The sequence below is a fragment of the Mesorhizobium sp. M0621 genome (assembly GCF_040320745.1).
Taxonomy (GTDB): Bacteria; Pseudomonadota; Alphaproteobacteria; order Rhizobiales; family Rhizobiaceae; genus Mesorhizobium.
The window spans coordinates 1-22,556 of the sequence record NZ_JAMYQF010000079.1 but is presented as its reverse complement, the minus strand read 5'-3'; the positions used below and the strand labels follow the sequence as shown (position 1 = coordinate 22,556).

Below are 22,556 nucleotides of genomic sequence, written 5' to 3'. Positions count from 1 at the left end.
ACCCCCACCCCCCCACGCTCCCGCGCGGCGGGGGGGGGGGGTTCCTTTTGTTAATACCTAATAACACAACAACCCCGGGGCTCCGCGCCCCCGCGGCTTCTTCATTCAAGGTCTCTGCAGATTGTCGCCTCAGTTGGTCGCGGGCTTTGACTTGTCCTGATCCTTGAGCTGGCTCCAGGCATTCTGCTGGGCCAGCATCTGGCGAAGATAGGCGACATTTGCCTGCGCCTGTTCGGGCGAGAGTTCCTGCGAGGCGATCTTTTCGGCTTCGTCGAAACGGCCCTGCAGGCCGACGACCAGCGCCAGGTTCTGACGGACCCGGCTGTCCGCATTCGGCTGCTGCGCGGCCGAGCGCATATAGGTTTCGGCGGTGCGCAGGTCCCCTTCCAACACATAGGACATGCCAAGATTGGAGAGCACCGAAGGCTCGTTCGGCTTGAGTTCGAGCGCCTTGCGGTAAAGCTGGCGCGCATCGGCCTTCTGGCCGATCTGGTCGAGAATGGCCGCTTCGGCCGACACCAGCCTCCAGTCGGGATATTCCGGCGTCTGAGCGCGGCGCACGGCGTCGAGTGCCGGCTCGAACTGGCCATTGGCCGCCAGTGCCTTGCCGTAGGAGGCAAGCACGTCACGATCCTTCGGCAGAGCGATCGCCAGTTTGCGCATCACGGCGAGCGATTGGTCGGCGTCGCCATCCATCTGCAATGCCGCCGCATAATTTGTCGCTATCCGCTTGTCGTTGGGGTTCCTGGCATAGGATTGGCCAAGTGCGCCGGTGGCATTGTGCAGTTCTCCGGCCGACATGGTTTCCAGAGGTTTGCCGCCGCTGCGTCCGATAGAGCCGGTGGAGAGCTTGTCGGTTCCGCAACCGGCAACGCCCGCCGCGAGCGCCAGCACAAGGGCCGTGGTGATGAGCCGTTTTCCCCTGGCGTTGATCCTGCGGTTGGTCGGCATCGGCCCCGGGCCTCCATTCATGCGCGGCCATTGCGTGGCCGTCTTCCCTCCCGCAGAAATATTCTGTTAACCCTAACGGACAGTTAAGAACGGCGACTCGGGGGCCGCCGCATGGAGAACATCGAATGCCTGTCGAACTCGTCGAGAAGAAATTGCCGGGCGCACTGCCGGTCCATCTGGTCGCCAGGGACGGCCTCGAGGCAGCCGGTCTTGCGCCAGCCGCTGTCGCCTGGGCCAGAGCCAACGGCTTTTCCGGCGAGGCAGGCAGGACGCTGGTCGTGCCTGGCGAAAACGGAGCGCTCGGCGGCGCCTTGTTCGGTATCGGAGATGGCGAAGGCGCGCTCGCCCTCGGCGCATTGTCGAAAGCCTTGCCGGAGGGCGACTGGCATTTCGCCTCGACGCCGACCGAGCCGGAACTCTCGGCAACCGCGCTGATGCTCGGCGGCTATGTCTTCACCCGCTACGGCAAGAAACCCGGCAAGGCACTGCGCTTCGGCTTGCCTGCCGGCGTCGATGCCGGACGCGTTCGCCGCATTGCCGATGGCGTTTTCCTGACACGCGATCTGGTCAACACGCCGACCAGCGATATGGGCCCGGAAGACTTGGAGAAGGCGGTTCGGACCTTGGCCGGCAGGCACAAGGCCGAAGTCTCGGTGGTGAAGGGTGACGATCTCCTCGAGCGGAACTTCCCGATGATCCATGCCGTCGGCCGCGCGTCGGCCGGCGCGCCGCGCCTGATCGACATGCGATGGGGGCCGCAAGGCGCGCCGAAGGTGACGCTGGTCGGCAAGGGTGTCTGTTTCGACACTGGCGGTCTCGACATCAAGCCATCGTCCGGCATGCTGCTGATGAAGAAGGACATGGGCGGCGCAGCCAACGTGCTTGGCCTCGCCTCGATGATCATGGCTGCCGGACTGAATGTGCGGCTGCGCGTGCTCATTCCCGCGGTCGAGAATTCGATTGCCGGCAACGCCTTCCGGCCCGGCGACGTGCTGGCGAGCCGCAAGGGCATGTCCGTCGAGATCGGCAACACGGACGCCGAAGGACGGCTGGTGCTGGCCGATGCGCTGGCGCTGGCCGACGAGGAGGAGCCGCAGCTTCTGGTCGACATGGCAACGCTGACCGGGGCAGCGCGTGTCGCGCTCGGCCCCGACCTGCCGCCATTCTATACCGGCGACGAAGCGCTGGCATCTGACCTGGCGGCGGCTTCCGTCGCGGCCGAGGATCCGCTGTGGCGCATGCCGTTGTGGCGGCCCTACGATGCAAAATTGTCGTCGAAGATCGCCGACATCAACAATGTTACCACGGATGGTTTCGCCGGCTCGATCACGGCGGCACTGTTCCTGAAGCGCTTTGTCGAGAAGACCGTTGGCTGGGCGCATTTCGACATCTTCGCCTGGAACCCCGCGGACCGCCCGCATGGCCCCGCCGGCGGCGAGGCGCAAGGCATCCGCGCGCTGGAGCGGATCATCTTGAAACGCTTTGGCTAACCATGGTCCGGAACCGGTTTTCCCGGACAAACGGAACCCGTTTGTCCAGAGATCCCGGTTCAACAAAAAGGTCGGAAACTGAAACGGAACCGAAACAATTTGCCGTCATGCTGGCGCGATGTCGATTGCGATGCGCCCGAGCCAGGCCTTGCGACTGTGGCAGCAAGTGATGCTGTCGCAGGTGCGCGAGGACGCGCCCGATCTGACCATGCGCCAGACCGCGATCCTGTTCACCATCTATCTCGACCCGCCGCCGCACACCGTGCGCGGTCTCGCCGCCCGCCTCAATGTCACCAAGCCGGTCATCACCCGCGCGCTCGACACGATGGGCGCGCTGAAGCTGGTGTCGCGCCATCGCGACGAACTCGACAAGCGCAATGTGCTGATCAGGCGCACGGTCGAGGGCGCGCTCTTTGTCGAGCGCTTCGGCGATGGTATCATTGCCAAGGCTCACGAGTTACCCATCTAATTTCAGAGTTGCCGATTTGACCGCCAGGGATGCCCGCCTTCACGCTTTCCGTTCCGACCTTGCCGATGCACGGCTGCAGGGTGAGGTCGCCGCCGACCGCTTCGTTGCCGGTCGGCCGGCGCGGATCACCGCGTCCGTGGCCGATATCCGCAAGGCACCGCGGCCTGATGCCGGCGTCAACACGCAAGTCTTGTTCGGCGATGATGTCCTGGTCTTCGAAGTGGCTGAAGGCTGGGCCTGGGTCCAGGCCGAACGCGACGGCTATGTCGGCTATGTCGCCGACACGATGCTGGGCAGGCGGGACCATGCGCCCACGCACATCGTCTCGGCACCACGCACTTTTCTCTATCCTGGACCCGATCTGAGGTTTCCGATCGCAGGACAATTGTCGATGGGGTCGACGGTGGCGGTGACGGGCGCCGCCGAGACCCGCGGCACGCACTATGCCGTCCTGCCCTCCGGCGAGGCGATCATCGCAGGTCATCTGCGGCCTCTCGGTGATGTGGCCGCCGACTATGTTTCGGTGGCTGAGATGTTTCTCGGCACACCCTATCTCTGGGGCGGCGCTTCCGGCTTCGGCATCGATTGTTCGGGCCTGGTGCAACTGGCGATGCGAATGACCGGCAGGAACGTGCTGCGCGATTCCGACATGCAGGCGGCGACGCTCGGCGAGCCGTTGGAACCGGGACCTGATTTCTCAGGGTTGCGGCGCGGCGATCTGGTGTTCTGGAAGGGCCATGTCGCCGTCATGACCGACGCCGACACGATGATCCATGCCAACGGCCACACCATGCTGGTGTCGCGCGAAGGGCTGAAGGACGCTGTCGCCCGCATCGGCTATCTCTATGGTGGTCCGACGGGGTTTCGGCGGCCTTAAGACGAGAGCTTGCCCTTCTCCCCATAAGGGAAAAGGGAAAGAGCGATCCCCTTTTGTTCCGATTCTTCTTGGCGATTGACTGCCGTCGCGCTACCTCTGGCAGGTGACAGAGCAGCCGCGCCTTGCCGAACAGAATGCCACCGTCGCCCTGCCCGAACCATTCATCCGATGGTTTGGCGAAAAGGGCTGGTCGCCGCGCGCCCATCAGATCGAACTCCTGGCGAAAGCTCAAGACGGCCAATCGGTGCTGCTGATCGCGCCGACCGGCGCCGGCAAGACGTTGGCCGGGTTCCTGCCCTCGCTGACCGAATTGGCCAACCGGCCAAAGAGAAAATCAGGCCAGGCACATCGCGGCATCCACACGCTCTACATCTCGCCGCTGAAGGCGCTTGCGGTCGATATCGAGCGCAATCTCGGCAAACCGGTGGAGGAGATCGGCCTGCCTGTCACCATCGAGACGCGCACGGGCGACACGCCCTCGCACAAGCGCCAGCGGCAGAAGCTGGTGCCGCCTGACATCCTTTTGACCACGCCGGAGCAGTTGGCACTGCTGATCGCGGCGCCCGATGCCCGGCGTTTCTTCGAGGATCTGCGCTATGTCGTGCTCGACGAGTTGCACTCGCTGGTGACGTCGAAGCGCGGCCATCTGCTGGCGCTCGGCCTGGCGCGGCTGCGCAGTTACATGCCCGGCCTGCAGACGATCGGTTTGTCAGCAACGGTCGCCGAGCCCGACGAGTTGCGGCGTTGGCTAGTCGCCCAGAATCCGCCGGGCGCCATGGCCGGCCTGATCACCGTGGCCGGCGGGGCCAAGCCCGACATCTCCATTCTCGACTCGGAACAGCATGTGCCGTGGTCCGGCCATTCGGCCCGCTACGCCATCCCCGAAATCTATGAAGCGATCAAGCGGCACCGCACAACGATCCTGTTCGTCAACACACGCAGCCAGGCGGAACTCCTGTTCCAGGAATTGTGGCGGGCAAATGAGGACTCGCTGCCGATTGCCCTGCATCACGGCTCGCTCGAAGTCGGCCAGCGTCGACGGGTCGAGAAGGCGATGGGCGAAAATACATTGCGCGCCATCGTCGCGACGTCGACGCTGGATCTCGGCATCGACTGGGGCGATGTCGACCTGGTCGTGCATGTCGGCGCGCCGAAGGGGGCGAGCCGGCTGGCGCAGCGCATCGGCCGCGCCAACCACCGCATGGACGAGCCGTCGAAAGCGATCCTCATTCCGGCAAACCGTTTCGAGGTGCTGGAATGCAGGGCCGCCCTCGACGCCAATTATCTCGGCGCGCAGGACACGCCGCCATTGATCAACGGCGCTCTCGACGTGCTGTCGCAACATGTGCTCGGTGTTGCCTGCGGCGCACCCTTTGATGCGGATCATTTGTTCGAAGAGGTGCGAAGTGCCGCGCCCTATGCTGCGCTGGCGCGCGAGACCTTCGACCGCGTCGTCGATTTCGTCGCCACTGGCGGCTATGCGCTGAAGAATTACGAGCGCTACGCCCGCATTCGAAAGACGGTTGGCGGGCTGTGGCGCGTCTCGCATCCTCGCATCGCGCAGCAATACCGGCTGAATGTCGGCACCATCGTCGAAATGCCGGAACTCAATGTCCGCTATGTCAGGCAGGGCCGCGGCATGGCGGGCCGCGGCGGGCCGGTGCTGGGCAAGGTCGAGGAGTATTTCGCCGAGACCTTGCGTCCCGGCGACAATTTCCTGTTCGCCGGCAAGGTGCTGCGCTTCGAGGGCATTCGCGAGAATGAATGCGTCGTCTCCAACGGCGCCGGCGCCAACATCATCGTGCCGTCCTATGCCGGCGGCAAGTTTCCGCTCTCGACCTATCTGGCCGATCAGGTGCGCGGCATGCTGGCCGACAGCGGCCGCTGGCAGGCGCTGCCCGAACAGGTCGCCGACTGGCTGCGGCTGCAGAAGGAAAAATCGGTGCTGCCGAAGCGCGGCGACCTCCTGGTGGAAACTTTTCCGCGCGGCAACCGCCACTACATGGTCGCCTATCCTTTCGAAGGCAGGCTGGCGCACCAGACGCTCGGCATGCTTTTGACGCGACGGCTGGAGCGGGCCAACGCTCGGCCGCTCGGCTTCGTCGCCACCGACTATTCGCTGGCCGTCTGGGCGCTTGACGACATGGCCGCCTTGTTCAAGACGAAGAAACCATCCCTGGCCGCCTTGTTCGACGAAGATATGCTCGGCGACGACCTCGAGGCCTGGCTGAACGACAGCTGGATGCTGAAGCGGACCTTCCGCACCTGCGCCGTCATCGCCGGGTTGATCGAGAAGCGCTTTCCCGGCCAGGAGAAGAGCGGCCGCCAGGTAACGGTGTCGGCCGATCTCATCTATGACGTGCTGCGCAGCCACGAGCCGGACCATATCCTGCTGCAGGCAACGCGCACCGATGCGTCGGCCGGTTTGCTCGATGTCAGCAGACTTGCCGAGATGCTCTCGCGCGTGCGTGGTCGAATCATGCATAAGCATCTCGATCAGATTTCGCCGCTGGCGGTGCCGATCATGCTGGAGATCGGCAAGGAATCGGTGAATGGCGGCGCCAACGAGTCCTTGCTTATGGAAGCCGCCGATCTGGTCGAAGAGGCCATGGGCCAAAGATGAGTCTGATTTCCCGATGAATTTTTCGCTGGCGCGCGCATCGCTGATAGCCGAGGCCGATCTCGTCGGCATCGCCGGCGAGCGCGCCGTCTGCGACCCGCGCGGCGTGCTCTATTTTCCGGATCTGCGGCTTCTGGCCGTTTCCGATCTGCATCTCGAAAAGGGGTCGTCGCTGGCAAGGCGCGGTGCGCTGATCCCGCCCTATGACACCGGCGCGACCCTGCTGAGACTGCAGGCGGTGATATCAGACTACCAGCCATCCATCGTCATCAGCCTGGGCGACAGCTTCCATGACGGCAGAGGCGCCGAGCGCATGCATGCAAGTTTTCGCGCGCGGCTGGAAGTGTTGATGGCAGGCCGCGACTGGTTCTGGGTCGCCGGCAATCACGATCCGGAAGCACCCGCCGACCTGCCGGGCGAAACGGTGCGTGAACTCGCCATCGGCTCGCTGCTGTTCCGCCATGAGCCGTCGAAGGTACGCGTCGAGGGTGAAATAGCGGGACATCTGCATCCATGCGCCCGCATCGTCCAACGCGGCCGTTCGGTGCGGCGGCGCTGCTTTGCCGGCGACGGCGGCCGCATGATCATGCCGGCCTTCGGTGCCTATACAGGTTCGCTCAACGTGCTCGACCGCGCCTATGCCGGGCTGTTCCGCTTGGACACCCTAATGGCCTATATGCTTGGCGCGGACCGCATCTTCGCGATCTCTCGCTCGATGCTGCGACCGGGCTGAGGTCGCCGCTTAGTCTTGATGGAATTCAAGTTTTCTTCAATGCTGCCTGTATGCGGTCGAGCGCCTCTTCCGCACCATTATGCCCTTGCGCTGCGGAGCGTTTCAGCCATTGGACAGCAAGCTCGATATTCTTCTCGACACCAACGCCTTTCAAGTACATCACGCCCAAGTTGAACTGCGCTTTGCCGTTATTTTGCTGTGCGGCCTTCTCGTACCAATAAAAGGCCAGCTTGTCGTTTTTATCCACGGCCTCGCCGGTCAGGTAGGCGGCGGCCAAGTTTACCTGCGCGTCAACGTTGCCTTGTTCCGCTGCTTTGGTCGACCAAAGAACCCCATCGGCACCGCTTTGGGGTACTCCTTTGCCAACAAAATACATGTATCCAAGATATTGCTGAGCCTCGGCCAAACCTTGAACAGCGGCACCGCGCCAAAGTTCCACCGCTTTCGCTTCGTCTTGCTGAACGCCTTTTCCCCAAGAATACAAAAGACCAAGATTCAACTCGGCCACTGCCATGTCCTGATCCGCCGCCTTACCCCACCATTCGGCAGCCTTGGAATAATCCAGAGGCACACCAAGCCCCCTGGAATACAGATATCCGACATTAAACTGCGCAGTGACATCGCCCTCTAGGGCGAGGGCCGTCCATTCTTTGTACGCTTCTGTATAATTCTTCGCTTCAAAGGCGGCGTCGGCTTCGAGCGCGCCTGCTATTGAATCGTGGGAAGCAAAAACCAAAATGCCCGCAACGCAAACCCCTCGTGCGAGATACGACGCTAAATTGAAGGGAGTGAGGATCATCGCCTGCTATGCCAATCCGGAAGATGCCGTTCCAAGAACTACGACACATTCTTCCGAGCCACAACTTACGACAACACTAACTGACATCCAGCAATTGCGATGGCATGTTGGCGTTCCCTACCTGCCGTAGTAGAGCGTGACGGTGTGCTTCGCTTCGGCGAAGAACAGCCAGCGTTCGACCAGCATGCCGGCGAACTGCACGATCACGGCGAGCACCGACAGCGCCGCTGCGAAGGGCCATGGTAGCGCGAAGACAATGGCAAGCAGCAGGACGGGCAAGGCAAAGGCCAGGAGCTGTGCGATCTGGCGCAGCCGCGCGCTGTGTTTGCGTGCGATGCGGAAACCCATTTCCTTGAGCAGGTAGTTTTCCTCGGTATGCGGCCATTCCAGCGACCGCACCGTGCCGCCGGCCAGCCCGGTCGCGGTGTTGGCGTTGGTTGCGATCTCCAGCCGGTCATTGTAGCGCCAGGTCGCGAGCTTCCAGCCCCAGCCGAGCAGGGTCAGCAGCACGCAAGCCACTAGGATCGCTTTCGAGCTGAGAGCAAATCCCTGTAGCAGTGCGTTCAGCAGCACGCTGCCGGTCATCGCCGAGAAGATGAGATAGGCCGGCAGCGTATAGCGGCTGTGCCACTGGGCGATCGGCTTCAGCGACGAATAGATCATGCCCGTGGTGCAGACGGTGACGATCGCGCCGCAGGCGGCCAGCAGTCCAGCAATGGCCACCCAGCCACTGGTGCGGCCAAAAAATACCCAACCGATGCCAAACAGTCCCGCCGGGATGAAGGTGATGACCGAGGCAACACCTTCGCGCGACAGCCATGAGCTCCGCCACTGCGAGAATGCCCGCCAGGCGCGTTCGGGTCTGCCGAGGTGGCCGGTCGACGATAACAGGCCGGCCGCGATCAGGCCGAGTGCCAGCCCAAGGCCGATGAAGCCCAGCCAGAAATCGGGAGGGATGACCTGGAATCCTCCGAGCACGCCCAGTAGCGCGAGCAGCCCATAGCCGGCGCCCGTGGCGGTGGTGAAGAAGACAACGGAGAAGGCTGGATGCATGGCTAGTTCGAAAGCATGCGGTCGACCCAGCCGAGGAAGCCGCCTTCGGCCCGCACCGGTTCAAGCGCCGGCGCGGCCACCGATGCGGCGCGCGGTGTATGGGCGCGCGGCGGCAGGTACTTGTTGGTAGGGTGATAGCCGAGCTCCGGCATCAGGTCGACGCCGCCGCGCTCCGCCACCAGTTGCGAGACAGCCGACAGGGGATCGCCCAGGTCGCCGAAATGCCGGGCGCTGGTCGGGCAAGCAGCGACGCAGGCCGGCACGCGGTCCTCTTCAGCCAGGTTGTCATTGTAGATGCGGTCCACGCACAGCGTACATTTCTTCATGACGCCGATATCGGTGTCGAATTCGCGTGCGCCGTAAGGGCAGGCCCAGCTGCACAATTTACAGCCGATGCACTTGTCCTCGTCGACCAGCACGATGCCGTCCGAAGCCCGCTTGTAGGAGGCGCCGGTCGGGCAGACGGTGACGCAGGCCGGCGTCTCGCAATGCAGGCAGGAGCGCGGGAAGTTGACCGTGCGTCCGCCCATCTCGGTGGTGTGCTCGTAGCTGTGCACGCGGTTGAACCAGACGCCGTCGACATGGCCGCCATAAGGGTCGATGTCGGTCAGCGGCGCCATGTGGCCGCCGGTGTTCCACTCCTTGCAGGCGGTGACGCAGGCCTGGCAGCCGACGCATGTGTCGAGATCGATGACGAGGCCGAGCTTCTTGCCGCTTTGACTTGGCAGACAGGTCATTCGGCCGCCTCTCTTGCCCTGCGGAACTCGGCCCCGAAAGTCAGCTTGTCGGGCGAGGGTTCGAAATGCGGCGGCTGCTGGAAACGTTCGAACTGCGGCTCGGTGAAGCCGGCTTCCTCATCAGCGCATTTGACGATGCGCACGCGCAGGTCGAACCATGCCGCCTGGCCGGTGACCGGATCGGAGTTTGAATAGCGCTTGCCCTGAGCGTCAGCCGAGGTCTGGTCGCCGATGATATGATTGAGCAGGAAACCGCGATTGGATTCGGCCGCGTCGTCCTTCAGCCCCCAGCTGCCGCGCCGCTTGCCGATGGCGTTCCAGGTCCAGACCGTGCTTTCGTTCACCCCGTCGATCAGCTTGATCTGTCCCTTCACTCTGCCGTTGATACTCTCGATCCATACCCAGTCGTCATCGACAAGGCCTAGATCTGCTGCCGTCCGGTGATGCACGAACAGCCGGTTCTGGCTGGTGATCTGTCTCAGCCACGCATTCTGCGATCCCCACGAATGGTACATGTGCATCGGCCGCTGCGTCAGCGCGTGCAGCGGATATTTTTCGAGGTCGACGACTGCTTCCTCGAAGGGCATGTACCAGAAGGGCAGCGGGTCCATGTAGGTCTCGATGCGCTGGCGATCGCCCTTCGGTGGCAAGACGCGGCCATGACCGCGCGCGGCAAGACGGAAGCGCTGCATCGGCTCGCAATAGAGCTGGAAGACGATTGGCTCCGCCTTGGGGATGAAGCCCATCTGCACGGCGAAGTCGAGATAGGAGCGGTTGGCCATCTTGTAGTAGCGCTGGTCGTCCGCGAAATCGTGATGCCAGAAGCCGCCATTGTCGATGTAGCGCTGCAACTGGTCCGGGTTGGCCTCACCCCTGCCGATCGAGGTCCCATCCTTGCCGCGCCAGCCCGCGAGCGGGCCGATGCCTGGTGTGCGCTCATGGTTGACGATGTAGTCGGCGTAGTCGCGGTACTTGGCCGTGCCGTCCTCGTCGACAAAACCTGGCAATCCAAGCCGCACGCCGAGTTCGATCAGCACCGATTGGAACGGCCGGACATCACGGTCCGGTTCGACGACGGGATGGCGAATAGCGTCGCCCGGGCCATCGGCGTGGCTGATCGGCCGGTCAAGCAGGCTGATGCAGTCATGCCGCTCGAGATAGGTCGTATCCGGCAGCACGAGGTCGGCGAACGGCACGGTCTCGGAATAATAGGCGTCGGAATAGATGATGAAGGGGATCTTGTAGTTGCCCGCGTCATCATGGTCGGTCAGCATGGCCATGGTCTCGATGGTGTTCATCGAGGAATTCCACGCCATGTTCGACATGTACATCATCAGCGTGTCGATCCTGTAGGGATCGCCGGCCCAGGCGTTGCGGATGACGGTATGCATCAGGCCATGCGCCGCCAGCGGCGCGTCCCAGGAATAGGCCTTGTCGATACGGGTCGGCGTGCCGACCTCGTCGACCAGCAGGTCGTCCGGCCCACAGACGAAACCAAGCGGCATGCCGTCAAGCGGCGTCATCGGCTTGACGGTCTTGCCCGCAGGTTTCGGTCCGGACGGCGCGGAACGAGGGTAAGGCGGCTTGAAACGGAAGCCGCCGGGGACATCCACCGTGCCCAAGAGGACTTGAAGCAAATGGATGGCGCGGCATGTGTGAAAACCGTTCGAGTGGGCGGAAATGCCGCGCATGGCGTGCATCGAGACAGGCCGCCCCTTGATCGTCTCGTGCCGGCGCCCGGCCCAGTCGGTCCAGGCGATCGGCAACTCGATCGTTTGTTCGAAGGCGACATGGGCGAGTTCGGCGGCGATCCTGCGGATCGTATCGGCGGCAATGCCGCAGCGCTCGGCGGCCGCGTCCGGTGCATAGCTCTCATCGAGGTAGCGGTCGGCAATGAGCTGGAACACTGGCACGCAATGGCGGCCGTCGATCGTGAAGCTGCCGGTCAGCGCGGGTTTCGCAGTGGCATCGGTGGCGCTGACCGGTGTCTTCGCCACCCTGTCCCAGGCCTGCGGATCGCCGTCGGTATCGCGCATGAACAACCCGTCATCGGCGGCACCTGGCTCCTGCACGACGAGGACATGGGCATTGGTGTAGCGGATCAAATAATCGAGATCGACGCGGCCCGCCCTGAGCAATTCGTGGATGAGGGCAAACACGAACAGGCCGTCGGTGCCGGGCCGGATGCCGATCCAGTCGTCGGCAATCGCGTTGTAGCCGGTGCGGCACGGATTGATCGACACCACCTTGGCGCCCCGCGCCTTGAGCTTGCCGAGGCCGATCTTGATCGGGTTGGAATCGTGGTCCTCGGCGATTCCGAACAACATGAAGTACTTGGTGTTGTCCCAGTCGGGCTCGCCGAACTCCCAGAACGAGCCGCCGATCGTGTAGAGACCGCCCGCCGCCATGTTGACCGAACAGAAGCCGCCATGGGCGGCAAAATTCGGCGTGCCGAACTGGCTCGCCCACCAGCCGGTCAAGGATTGGGATTGATCGCGGCCGGTGAAGAAGGCCAGTTTCCTAGGGTCGGTCTGGCGGATGTTGGAGAGCCGCTCCGTCGCGATCGAGAATGCCTCTTCCCACTCGATCTCGCGGAACTCGCCCGAGCCGCGCGGGCCGGTGCGCAGCAATGGCTTCTTTAGCCTTGCCGGGCTGTAGTGCTGCATGATGCCGGAGCTGCCCTTGCCGCAGATCACGCCGCGATTGACCGGATGGTCCTTGTTGCCGTTGATGTAGCGGACCTTGCCATCCTTGATGTGAACATCGATGCCACAGCGGCAGGCGCACATGTAGCAGGTCGTCTTGGCAATGCTGTCGGAAACGTCAGGCGAGGTGTCGACGCCATCGCCTTCATCCGGTGCGCGCGTGTCGGCAAGCGGGCGTTGCGATGGTGCCGAATTCACGCCGCGCGGCGGTCCCTGGATCATGATCCCAGGGTGTCCGCGCGGCTTGCGGATTTGGCACGTGTCTTCGGTCCCGGGCCACGCATGTAGTGTTCTTCCGGGTGATATCGATCGCCGGCCAGCCGCCGCCTTATGCCGCGGGTCCAATGCGCAAGCAGGGATCTGAACCGCCCGATCATTCTGCTCTCTGCGATCTCTCGGCGAATTTTTTCTAACTTCGCCCGAAAACTTAGAATAGAGCTATCGATCCGTCTAATCAGTTGTTCTTGTAAATTCGATCGATATTGGTTCTTAATGCGCCCATGACCCTGGACCAGTTGCGGATTTTCGTCGCCGTCGCCGAGCGCGGCCATATGACCAAGGCGGCGGAACTGCTGGGCATTTCGCAGTCGGCCGCATCGGCGGCCATCCGGGCGCTTGAAGAACAGCACGGCGTCCATCTGTTCAACCGCGTCGGCCGCAACATAGAGCTTGCCCAGACCGGTCACCGGTTCCTGCCGGAAGCCAAGGCCGTCCTGGAGCGAGCCGCCGCCGCGCGTAATGTACTGGAGCATGTCTCGCAGACGGTCACCGGCAGCCTCTCGATCGCCGCCAGCCAGACCATCGCCAGCTACTGGCTGCCGCGCCGGCTGGCTTCGTTCCATGAAGCCTATCCGGCCGTCAGGCTGAGCGTCTCCATTGGCAACACCAGGCAGGTCGAGGCCAATGTCCTCGATGGCGCGGCCGACCTCGGCCTGGTCGAGGGGCGCACCGAGTCCGACATATTGCGCCGCGCCAAGGTCGACGTCGACAGGCTCATGCTGGTCGTTGCCAGCTCGCATCCGGAGATCGCCGAAGCTACGCCCGGCCACCCCGACATCAAGGGCCTGCGCTGGATCATCCGCGAGGGCGGTTCGGGCACGCGCGAGGTGCTGGAGGATCTGGCGCGTCGCGAAGGAATTTCGCTTGCCGATTTACAGATATTCCTGGTGCTGCCGAGCAACGAAGCTATCCGCCAGGCGGTCGAGGCCGGAGCCGGCGCCACCATCATTTCGGAGCTTGTCGTGGCCCGCGCCGTGGCCGAAGGCAGTCTCAAATCAGTGCCGCTCGCCTTGCCGAAACGCGACTTTGCCATGATCACGCATCGCGATCGCCAGGCAAGTCTGGCCCAGATGGCGCTCAAGGCGCATCTCGGCGCCGGCGTCGACGAAACGGTGCCCGCCCGCTCGTGAGTGGGCCGCGTCAGGCGAACTTCCGTTGGGCATCCAGCGCCAGGCCAAGTCCGACCGAGCCGAACATGTCGCCCTCGATGACGGATGCCTGCGGCACCAGCGACAGGATCTCTCGCCTTGCCAGCGGGATCGCGGTCGATCCGCCGGTCAGGAACACCGCGGTGATGTCGGACGGCTTGACCTGGGCGTCCCGGATGGTCTGCCCCACGGTTGCGGTGACCCGCTCGATATCCCTGGCAATCGTGGCGTCGAGCCCCCTGCGCGCGATGTCGGCGGCGAACTCCGCGCCCGGCAGCTTCACCGCCACCTCTGCGGACGATCTGTCGGTCAGCTCGATCTTGGCCTTTTCGACAAGGGCGGCCAGCGCGTGTCCGTAGCGGTGCTCGACGATATGGATGAAGCGGTCGACCAGGTCGGCGCGCTCGGCCTCGTAGCGGATCTGGCGTAGATGCGTCATGGCCTTGGTGGTGTAGACCAGGTTGATGCGCTGCCATGTCGCAAGGTCGATGAAATAGCTGGCCGGCAGGTTGCGCTTGCCGTCCTTGGTTGGAGAGAGATAACCGAGCTGCGGCATCACATGGGCGATGCTCAGCAGCCGGTCGAAATCCGTGCCGCCAATATGAATGCCCCGGCTGGCCAGGATGTCGTCCTTGCGGTCGAGCGACCGGGAGCGCTGCGGTGAAACGCGCACGACCGAGAAGTCCGACGTGCCGCCGCCCATGTCGATGATCAGCGCCAGTTCCTCGCGCGTCACTTTCTGCTCGTAGTCGAGCGCCGCCGCGATCGGCTCGAACTGGAAAGCGATGTGCTTGAAGCCCTGGGCGCGCGCGGCGTTTTCGAGTTCGCTTTGCGCCTTCGCGTCGGCCTCAGCGTCGTCGTCGACGAACTGCACCGGCCGGCCGAGCACCACGGTCTCGACCGTGTCGCCGGCATCCACCTCCAGCTTCTTCTTGAGATGGCCGAGGAACATGGCGACGATCTCCATGAAGCCGATCGAGCGGGCCTTGATGCGGGTCTTCTCGTGGGCAAGCGAACTGCCGAGCACGCTCTTCAGCGAACGCATCAGCCGGCCCTCGACGCTGTCGGTGTAGTTGGCGATGGCATGGCGGCCAAAACAGGTGCGGTTGTCCTCGAAATTGAAGAACACGGCACTGGGCAGCGTGACCTGGCCGTTTTCAAGCGCGACGAGGCGCGGCTGCCCGTTCCTGACCACACCGACGGTGGAGTTCGAAGTGCCGAAGTCGATGCCGCCGAAGGCTGGTCGCATGACAAGTTCCTGTATTGGTCGTCGGCGAGCCGATAGGCGCCACGAGAAATCGCGCGCTGCCCGGGGACGGGCTGCTCTGCCGAACCGAATTGTTTGTGTCTGCCAGTTGGCTGGGGAGCGCGGTCTACCGCATGCTCCCGCAAAGGGAAACCACTTTTCGGGAAAAGTTCTAAAGCGTGTCGTGTTTGAACGGATTCAGGCGACGCGATTTAGGTTCTCGATTCGATGCATGTCGGTCTCCCAAAACCGGGGCCACTTTTGGGCGACATGCATTAGTCTCGCCGGAAGATCAGCCTCCCGAGCCAGCCGGTCAGCATGGCCAGCGATATCGCGAAGACGCCGTAGAGGAAGGAATAATTGTGCGCGACACGGAAGATCGACTGTTCAAAACCGGATTTGCGGATTTCGAGCTGGGCCGAGCTTTCCTTGATGAACAGGCCGCTCTTGAACAGGAAGGCGCGCGCCTTGTGGGTGCCGACCGGAACGTTCGGCGCCAGCCTGACGGTGGCGCGGAACAGGTTCTGCGACAGGAATTGCACGCCGCCGACATTCTCGCTGTAGAGGCCGGTCGCCGACTTGCGCTCCCGCAGCGCCGCAGTGAATTCCTCGATCGTCGCCGGGCTGTCGCCGGCATCGGCGGGTTGCATGTAGAGGTTGGAGGCGCCGAGCGACAGCTGCTTGTAGCTGTTGGGCTCGGTGATGTCCTGCAGCGGCCGCGTCGTCGCCACCGAATAGGACATCGGCACGTTCTCGAAGGTCTCGGAGTCCAGATTGACCCAGACGCCGAGCACCCGGTCCTTGCGGCGCACCACCACCGGTTTGGGCGGACCCTCGAGCACGACGATGACATCGTAACGGCCCTGGCGGGCGACGAGCGGATCGGGATTTTCCAGCGAACCGAAGATGGTCAGGTCGGCGCCGGAAAAGCCGGCGGTGATCGAGACATTGTCGGTGGAGAGCCCGATCTGGATGCCTTCTGTCAGCGGGACCTGTGCCTTCGCCGGCACGGCGGCCGCAAGCAGCGACAGGAAAATGGCGGTTGCGAACGCGTTCGGAGCCCTCATCAGTTGAGGCCCGCGGCAGACAGCGAATAGAGATTGGGCGGGGTGACGAAAAGACCGATGGCCAATCGTATCGCCACCGCCAGCACCAGCAGCGCCAGCAAGGCCCTGAGCTGTTCGCCACGCAGCCTCTGGCCGGCCTTGGCGCCATATTGCGCGCCGGCCACGCCGCCCGCCATCAGCAGGAAGGCCAGCACGACGTCGACCGTCTGGTTGGTGGTGGCGTGGACCAGCGTCGTGTAGGCGGAGGTGAAGATGATCTGGAACAGCGAGGTGCCGATGACGACATTAGTCGGCACTTTCAGGAGATAGATCAGCGCCGGCACCATGATGAAGCCGCCGCCGACGCCCATGATCGACGACAGGAAGCCGATGCCGGCGCCAAGGCCAAGCACCGGGATGACGCTGACGAACAGTTTCGAGGCCCTGAAGCGCATCTTCAGCGGCAAGCGGTGGATCCAGTTGTGCTGCCCGGATTTCTTCAGCACCGGTGCCGCACCGCTGCGCGTGGCGCGCAGCGCATTGACGCTTTCGACCAGCATCAGCCCGCCGACGGTACCAAGCAGTACGACGTAAAGCAGCGAAATGAACAGATCGAGCTGGCCGAGCCTGCGCAGGAAGGCGAAGACATAGATGCCGCCAGTGGACCCGATGATGCCGCCGGCCAGCAACACCCCACCGAGCTTGAAGTCGAGCGTCCCTCGCTTCATGTGCGAAAGGACGCCGGAGACGGAAGAGGCGATGACCTGGTTGGCGCCGGTGGCGACTGCGATCGCGGGGGGTATGTTGTAGAAGATCAGCAGCGGCGTGATGAGGAAGCCGCCGCCGACGCCGAACATGCCCGACAGGAAACCCACCGCCGCACCCATGGCCAGCAGGACGAAGACGTTGACGGAAATTTCCGCGATCGGGAGATAGATGCCCACCCGTCAGTCTCGATCAGTTCTGCCTGTCGGCGAATGCAACCGTTGCGGGCATCTTGGACCGACAAGCCAATTCGTTCTTGCGCCGGAGGTGCTGCGAAGTCAAACCGCGCTACGCCGCCGAAACAAAAAACATCTCAATCAGTTAACAGGCAAATGTGTGGCAAGGGCGTCGTGGAAACGACGCCTCTGCCGTTATTTGCGCGCCAGCAGCGCCTTGACCAGTTCTTCATCGACCGTGCCGGTCGCCGGCATCTTGTTGTCGGTCTGGAAAGCCATGATCGCGGTCTTCGTCTTCTGCCCCATCTTGCCGTCGGCGCCACCGGCGTCGTAGCCGTTCTTGTTGAGAATGCGCTGGATGTTCTGGACGGCCTTCTTCATGTCGATGCTGGCCGTCGTCTGCGGTGCGCCGTCCTGCCAGGATTCGGGAACGTCGGCTGAATTGGCTGCCGCGTCCAGCGGCTTGGGCTTCCACAGTTCGGTCGCGGCGCGGGCGCGTTCAAGCTGCTCGGGCCGCAGCGCATTGGCGATCTCGTCACGCTTGGCCGCCGCATCCTTGTCGCCGGTCTTGGCGACGAGCGCGAACCATTTGTAGGACTCCTCGAGATTCTGCTTCATGCCGACGCCCTTGGCTGCGAGGATGCCGAGGTTGAACTGGCTGTCCTTGACGCCGACGTCGGCCGCCGCCTGGAACCAGTGCGCGGCCGATTCATTGTCGGTCACGCCGTCCGCGGCCATGGCGAACAGCACGGCCAGGTTGTGCATGCCGCTGGCGTTGCCCTGCTCCGCGGAAAGCTGGTACCAGGTCTTCGCCTTCTTGATGTCGCGCGCGACGCCGATGCCCTTTTCGTAGAAATTGCCGATGCGGTATTCGGCCGGCGCGAAGCCAAGTTCCGCCGACTTCTCGTACCATTTGGCCGCCGCCGCCATGTCTTCCTTGACGCCGCGCGACTCGGCATAGCGCGAGCCGATCTCGAACAGCGCCTTGGCATCGCCACTGGCGGCGGCATCGCGCAAGGCGACCGAGCCGGCGTCGGCGGGAATGTCGATCTTGGCCGTGGTCGCCGACTGCGAAACGTCCGTTGGCGGAACCGCGCCCGTGGTATCCTTGGCGGTGGCTGGCTGGGCCGCCATCGGCTGGGTGCCGGTGTCGGTATCCGTATCCGTGGCGGTTGAAACGGTCGGGGCGGGGGCAGTTGGGGCCGGCGCAGCCGAAGCTGCCGTGTCGGATGTCGCCGCGCTGGTATCGGCGGGCGTAGCCGAGACGACGGGCGCAGGAGGCGGCTCGGCTGCCGGCGCGGCATCCATCGACGGCTCGACGCCTGCCGGCGTGGCCATCGTGCTTTGCGCGGCCATGTCGTCCTTGGTTACCGGTTCGGACGGCTCGGCTTGTCTGACGGCACGGTCCGGCGCGCTTTCCACTGCCGCGGGCTGAACGTCCGTCTTCGGCTGGCCGGCGGAGTCGAACGAGGCGGTTTTCACCGGTTGCGAGGCGACGGTCGGCGCGGCGTCGTTGCTTGCCACTTGCGCCGGATCGGCGAAAAAGGCCTTGCCCAGTTGCAGGCCGCTCAGTGCCAGCAGGATCGCGGTTGTCCCCATCAGGATCGGCTTGCGCCGTGCCTTGAGCAGGTCGCCGATCCGCAGCGCCTTCACCGGTCCGGTTATTGTCGACTGGCGCTTCATCGCGTCGGCCTCGGCGGCTGCTGCCTGCGCCGCGCGCCGGGCTGCGGCGATGAAATCCGATTTCGCGGCATCGGTATCGCTGGGCTTGGCCGGCTGGCCGCGCTCGTCACGCACGCGCTTCATGATGGCATTGAGGTCAGGTGCGCCGGAGCCGGGCTCCAGCGGCCGGTTGGCCATTTTCGGATCGAGCGGCTCGTCGAGATCGACACTCGGTACCGGGGCACTGGGCGCCGAGCCGGCCAGCGGCGGAGTGTCCGCCTCCTTCTTGCCCTTGAATGCGCGGGCCAGGCCGCCGAACAACGATTTGCGGCCGCCTGCCTGTTCGCTTTTCTCGGCGATCGTGTCGGAACCGAGCGCAGCCATGGCCGCGGCCGCGGCAGCCTCGGCGGGCGTGCGCGTGCCCATGCCCAGGCCGCCATGCGTGCCCAGGTCGCTGCGAGCACCCGGCTCATTGCGCAGGAGGGCGGCGGCGCGGCCATCGAGATCGGCCATGTCCCCAGTCAATGGCAGGGGCTGATCGATATCCATCGACGGCGCCTCGACGGCCATTTTGGGCCGCCGTGCGCTGCGCCAGTTGCTCGGCTCGACCGGTGCCGCATCCAGCAATTCGCTCATCGCCTCGACCGGTTCGCCGGGTTCCAGCGAGCCCAGCCGGTCGACGATCTTGAGCAGCGTGTCGTGGATGGCCTCGAACGTTCTCGAATTGCGCTCGTCGGAGCGCCGTGTCAGCGTTTCAAGGGTCTTCAAATCCTGGGCAAGGCCGGAAACAGCGGTGGTGTTGGCGCTCGAACCGGCCAGCGATTGCACCGCGTTCTCGGCCGCTTCGCGCGCTGCGCCAAGGATGGAATCGCGGGTTCCGGCCAGCGACTTCTCGATTTCGTTGAGACGTGGGCTGATGTCCTCGAATTCCGGCAGCGGCGTGCTGGGCTTGGAAAGATGGGCGGATAGGCCGGCGACCTGCGCCTCCAGGCTGCGGATCAGCGCCGGATCGATGCCGGCCACCTGCGCGGCCGACGCATCCAGCCGGCTTGAAATGTCTTCCAGCCGGCTTTCCAGGCCGCGGATCGCCGCTTCGCCCGCGGGATCGGGAATGCGCGTTTCCATGCGCTTGGCCAGCGCGGTGAAGCGGGCATCGATGGCATCCATGATGCCGGCGCTGTCGACTTGCGGCATCCGCTGGTCAAGCCTGTCGGCAACCTCGTCAAGCCGGCGTTCGAGATCGCGAAACAGCATGTTGCCCTGTTCGATGGCGTCGCCCTGGCGGCGTTCCATCATGCCGGACAGCACGTCGAAGCGTTGCTCCAGGCCGTGGAAGATGTAGTCGGCGTCAGGCATTGCAGGCGCCTGGTCGATCTTGTCGGCGATGAGTGCGATCTGCATGGCCAGGCGCTCCATTGCCTGCTCAGGCAGATTGGCGCGGCCGGCGAGTTCGTCGACCCGGCTCGACAGCGTGCTCAGCCGGTTCATGACCGCGTTGCCGGGCCGATCCTGCGCCACTTCCTCGATCTGGTGGGCAAGCGAGTCGATCCGCTTCTCGATGCGCTCGAAAGCCTCGTGGTCGAATGAATTGGCTTGCGCCGCGACCGTCGATGCAACGATGGCGCGGGAAATCTCGTCCAGCCGTTCGTCGATCATGCCAAGCGTGTCGCTGCCGCGGTTGTCTTGCTGGCTGGCGAAATGGTCGACGGCGCCGGCAAGCGTGCGCACCTTTTCTTCCAGCGAGCGCAGCGACAGCGATTCCGGCAGGTTGTTGACGGCATTGCTGATCTGCTCCAGCCGGTCGGTCAGCATCGAAAGGCCTAGGTCGTCCGAGCGCTTGCGCTGATCGGCGTCGACGCGATCTTCGAAAGCCGTCCAGCGGCGATCGAAATCGTCCCAGCGGCGGTCGACCTTCTGCACGCTCTCTTCGCGCGCCAGCGTATCGAGCGCGGCTTTGACCTGTTCGAGCTCGAGCCGCAGCATGTTGACGCTTCTGTCGTCGCTCTTCTCGGCCAGCGTCTGGATGGCGCCGGAAAGCCGTTCGAATTCAAGGCCGAGTTCGGCGCTGCCCTTGGCCGAGGCACCGGGCTTGGCGCCTGACTGGAAGGCCCGCTCTATGTCTTTGCGCAGCGCTTCGAATTCACGCTGCAGCCCCGCGGTCATCTGGTGGCGCAATTCCTCGCGCATGCCGCGCAGTTCGCCGGCGATCTTGCCGACCATGGCAACGCCGTCTTCCTGGCCGCGCACGCGATCGATATCGCGGGCAATGGCCTGGTAATTCTGCCCGAAAGCGGCGGCACCCTGCATCGGGGTCTTCGGGCGCGGCGCGGGCTGCGGATCCTCATACCAGCGTTGCTGTCCGGCGGGTCGGGCGGCGGGATAACGCGCATCGGCGCCATATTGACGGGGATCGGGTTGGCGGGGATCGGGACGTGCCATCGGGTCCTCGCGCGTCCGCTCCAGCCGCTGCTCCAGCGTCTCCAGCGACCGGTTCAACTGCTCGAGCGTGGTCTGCGGCCTGCGCTGCCTGCCGGCGTTGAGTGTATCGAGATAGGACCGCTTGCTGTTCATAGGTGCGTCCGTCTTTCAGAATGGCTGGCTCGCGGCCAGCTCCCCAAGCCCCTGTCGGAACGAAGGTGACCAGCGGCTATGCCGCGGTGGAAGACGAGCTTCCCAGGTTCTCACCCGCACTCCGAAAAACCGTGAAAAATTCGATACAGGATAAACACGGGTAGCCGACGCGCCCACATTTCGCCCAACGTGGTAAACAACGCGTTAACCAAACTTAAGAAGTTGCAAGGATGTTCGATGTCGGCCTGACGGTGCGGCATAAAGTTCGGCGCGCAGAACGCCCTTGCGTCATGAGGCGGCAATCGGTATAGAATTGACGTAAACGTAAAAGGCGCGTCGAGCGTGCTGTTTTGCGATTTGTTTGTTGAAACCACGACTGGAAGCAGGCCCCCGCTTCCAGTCAGGCGACGCACGGTCAAGGACCGCGACGCCACCAGACGGGGAAAGCCAGTGACCATGAAGCTTATCTCGGCCGGCGAGACCGCGGCCAATACCAATATGTCTGTCGAAGCCGGCGAGGATCTTGTCCGCATCGGTGAGATGGCGAAAAAATACGGAGTGACGCTGCGCACGCTGCGTTTCTATGAAGACAAGGGCCTGCTCAACCCGCAGCGTGACGGTTCGACCCGTCTCTACACGCGCCGCGACAAGGCCCGGCTGAAGCTGATCCTGCTTGGCCGCAAGGTCGGGTTCTCGCTGCGCGACGTCAAGCAGATGATGGACCTCTACGATCCGACCGGTTCAAACACCAAGCAGCTCAGGCTCGCGCTGGACAAGTCGGAAAAGCAGCTTGCCCGCCTGCAGAAGCAGCGGGCGCTGATCGATGACGCCATCAACGAGCTGAGCGGCTCGATGTCGGCGGTGCGCCAGATGCTGGCCGAGCGTTCGGCGCCGCAAGCGAGCGCCGCGAACTAAGCAATTCCAGGAAAAGTGTGAAACGGTTTTCCGTTCGGAATTGCGCCAAACTCTCCAAAGCAATTCCAGGAAAAGGGTGAAACGGTTTTCCCGGGAAAGGCGCATGGCGCTTTCTCTTGGGAATTGCGTCGAGCTCCAAGTCATCTGCTGATTGTCTGACTATCAAAGCCGTGTGGTCCAGCCGCACGGCTTTTTCGTTATCTTGGCCTCACCCCTACAGCTTTAGCAGGCTGCTGCAAAAGTCTGATCGTTGCTGATTTCGATATTCTTGGCGGGAGTATTGAGTTGCCCGCGCGATTTCCGGCGGGTTTGCA

General features: G+C 63.7%; 16 protein-coding genes. 7 read left to right on the top strand and 9 right to left on the bottom strand.

Annotated features, from left to right (window positions below; translation table 11 throughout):
* Positions 1-129 precede the first annotated feature (129 nt).
* Positions 130-951: a tetratricopeptide repeat protein gene (locus NKI38_RS31135; protein ID WP_352630191.1), complete on the bottom strand. Its 822-nt coding sequence runs from the start codon at positions 949-951 to the stop codon at positions 130-132.
* 125 nt (positions 952-1,076) lie between these two features.
* On the opposite strand from NKI38_RS31135, the gene NKI38_RS31130 reads away from it, so the two are divergent.
* From NKI38_RS31130 to pdeM, 5 genes are all read left to right on the top strand, one after another.
* Positions 1,077-2,441 (top strand): leucyl aminopeptidase family protein, encoded by a 1,365-nt coding sequence (locus NKI38_RS31130; RefSeq protein WP_352664396.1) that lies wholly within the window; start codon positions 1,077-1,079, stop codon positions 2,439-2,441.
* 118 nt (positions 2,442-2,559) lie between these two features.
* Complete coding sequence (locus NKI38_RS31125; RefSeq protein ID WP_057143123.1) at positions 2,560-2,910, top strand: MarR family winged helix-turn-helix transcriptional regulator; 351 nt, start codon at positions 2,560-2,562, stop codon at positions 2,908-2,910.
* Positions 2,873-3,787, top strand: coding sequence for a C40 family peptidase (locus NKI38_RS31120; protein ID WP_502899409.1), 915 nt, complete (start codon positions 2,873-2,875; stop codon positions 3,785-3,787). The genes NKI38_RS31125 and NKI38_RS31120 overlap by 38 nt, the downstream gene beginning before the upstream one ends.
* 103 nt (positions 3,788-3,890) lie before the next feature.
* Complete coding sequence (locus NKI38_RS31115) at positions 3,891-6,410, top strand: ligase-associated DNA damage response DEXH box helicase (protein WP_352664392.1); 2,520 nt, start codon at positions 3,891-3,893, stop codon at positions 6,408-6,410.
* Between the two features lie 13 nt (positions 6,411-6,423).
* A complete protein-coding gene (pdeM, locus tag NKI38_RS31110; protein WP_352664390.1) occupies positions 6,424-7,140 on the top strand; it encodes a ligase-associated DNA damage response endonuclease PdeM in 717 nt (238 codons plus the stop codon).
* A 25-nt stretch (positions 7,141-7,165) separates the two neighbouring features.
* Here pdeM and NKI38_RS31105 read toward each other — a convergent pair whose 3' ends face one another.
* The 4 genes from NKI38_RS31105 to NKI38_RS31090 all read right to left on the bottom strand — a co-directional run bounded on the left by NKI38_RS31105 (position 7,166) and on the right by NKI38_RS31090 (position 12,656).
* Entirely contained in the window at positions 7,166-7,939 is a 774-nt protein-coding gene (locus NKI38_RS31105; RefSeq protein WP_352664388.1) for a tetratricopeptide repeat protein, read from the bottom strand.
* A gap of 117 nt (positions 7,940-8,056) precedes the next feature.
* A complete protein-coding gene (locus NKI38_RS31100; RefSeq protein ID WP_352664386.1) occupies positions 8,057-8,992 on the bottom strand; it encodes a dimethyl sulfoxide reductase anchor subunit family protein in 936 nt (311 codons plus the stop codon).
* 2 nt (positions 8,993-8,994) lie between these two features.
* Positions 8,995-9,729, bottom strand: a complete 735-nt coding sequence (locus NKI38_RS31095; protein ID WP_352664384.1) for a 4Fe-4S dicluster domain-containing protein — start codon at positions 9,727-9,729, stop codon at positions 8,995-8,997.
* Positions 9,726-12,656 carry a molybdopterin oxidoreductase family protein gene (locus tag NKI38_RS31090; RefSeq protein WP_352664382.1) on the bottom strand — a complete coding sequence of 977 codons (2,931 nt, stop codon included), beginning with the start codon at positions 12,654-12,656 and terminating at the stop codon, positions 9,726-9,728. The genes NKI38_RS31095 and NKI38_RS31090 overlap by 4 nt, the downstream gene beginning before the upstream one ends.
* A 278-nt stretch (positions 12,657-12,934) precedes the next feature.
* Between NKI38_RS31090 and NKI38_RS31085 the strand changes: the two genes are divergently transcribed.
* Positions 12,935-13,843, top strand: a complete 909-nt coding sequence (locus NKI38_RS31085) for a LysR substrate-binding domain-containing protein (RefSeq protein WP_352664380.1) — start codon at positions 12,935-12,937, stop codon at positions 13,841-13,843.
* Between the two features lie 10 nt (positions 13,844-13,853).
* Here NKI38_RS31085 and NKI38_RS31080 read toward each other — a convergent pair whose 3' ends face one another.
* The 4 genes from NKI38_RS31080 to NKI38_RS31065 all read right to left on the bottom strand — a co-directional run bounded on the left by NKI38_RS31080 (position 13,854) and on the right by NKI38_RS31065 (position 21,327).
* A complete protein-coding gene (locus NKI38_RS31080; protein WP_352664378.1) occupies positions 13,854-15,110 on the bottom strand; it encodes an Hsp70 family protein in 1,257 nt (418 codons plus the stop codon).
* A gap of 272 nt (positions 15,111-15,382) precedes the next feature.
* Positions 15,383-16,174: a TIGR02186 family protein gene (locus NKI38_RS31075; RefSeq protein WP_352664376.1), complete on the bottom strand. Its 792-nt coding sequence runs from the start codon at positions 16,172-16,174 to the stop codon at positions 15,383-15,385.
* Complete coding sequence (locus NKI38_RS31070; RefSeq protein WP_352630170.1) at positions 16,174-17,097, bottom strand: sulfite exporter TauE/SafE family protein; 924 nt, start codon at positions 17,095-17,097, stop codon at positions 16,174-16,176. Before NKI38_RS31070 ends, NKI38_RS31075 begins: the two co-directional genes overlap by 1 nt.
* A gap of 192 nt (positions 17,098-17,289) precedes the next feature.
* Positions 17,290-21,327 carry a peptidoglycan-binding protein gene (locus NKI38_RS31065; RefSeq protein ID WP_352664374.1) on the bottom strand — a complete coding sequence of 1,346 codons (4,038 nt, stop codon included), beginning with the start codon at positions 21,325-21,327 and terminating at the stop codon, positions 17,290-17,292.
* A 456-nt stretch (positions 21,328-21,783) separates the two neighbouring features.
* On the opposite strand from NKI38_RS31065, the gene NKI38_RS31060 reads away from it, so the two are divergent.
* Positions 21,784-22,242, top strand: a complete 459-nt coding sequence (locus NKI38_RS31060; protein WP_352630205.1) for a MerR family transcriptional regulator — start codon at positions 21,784-21,786, stop codon at positions 22,240-22,242.
* Positions 22,243-22,556: the final 314 nt, after the last annotated feature.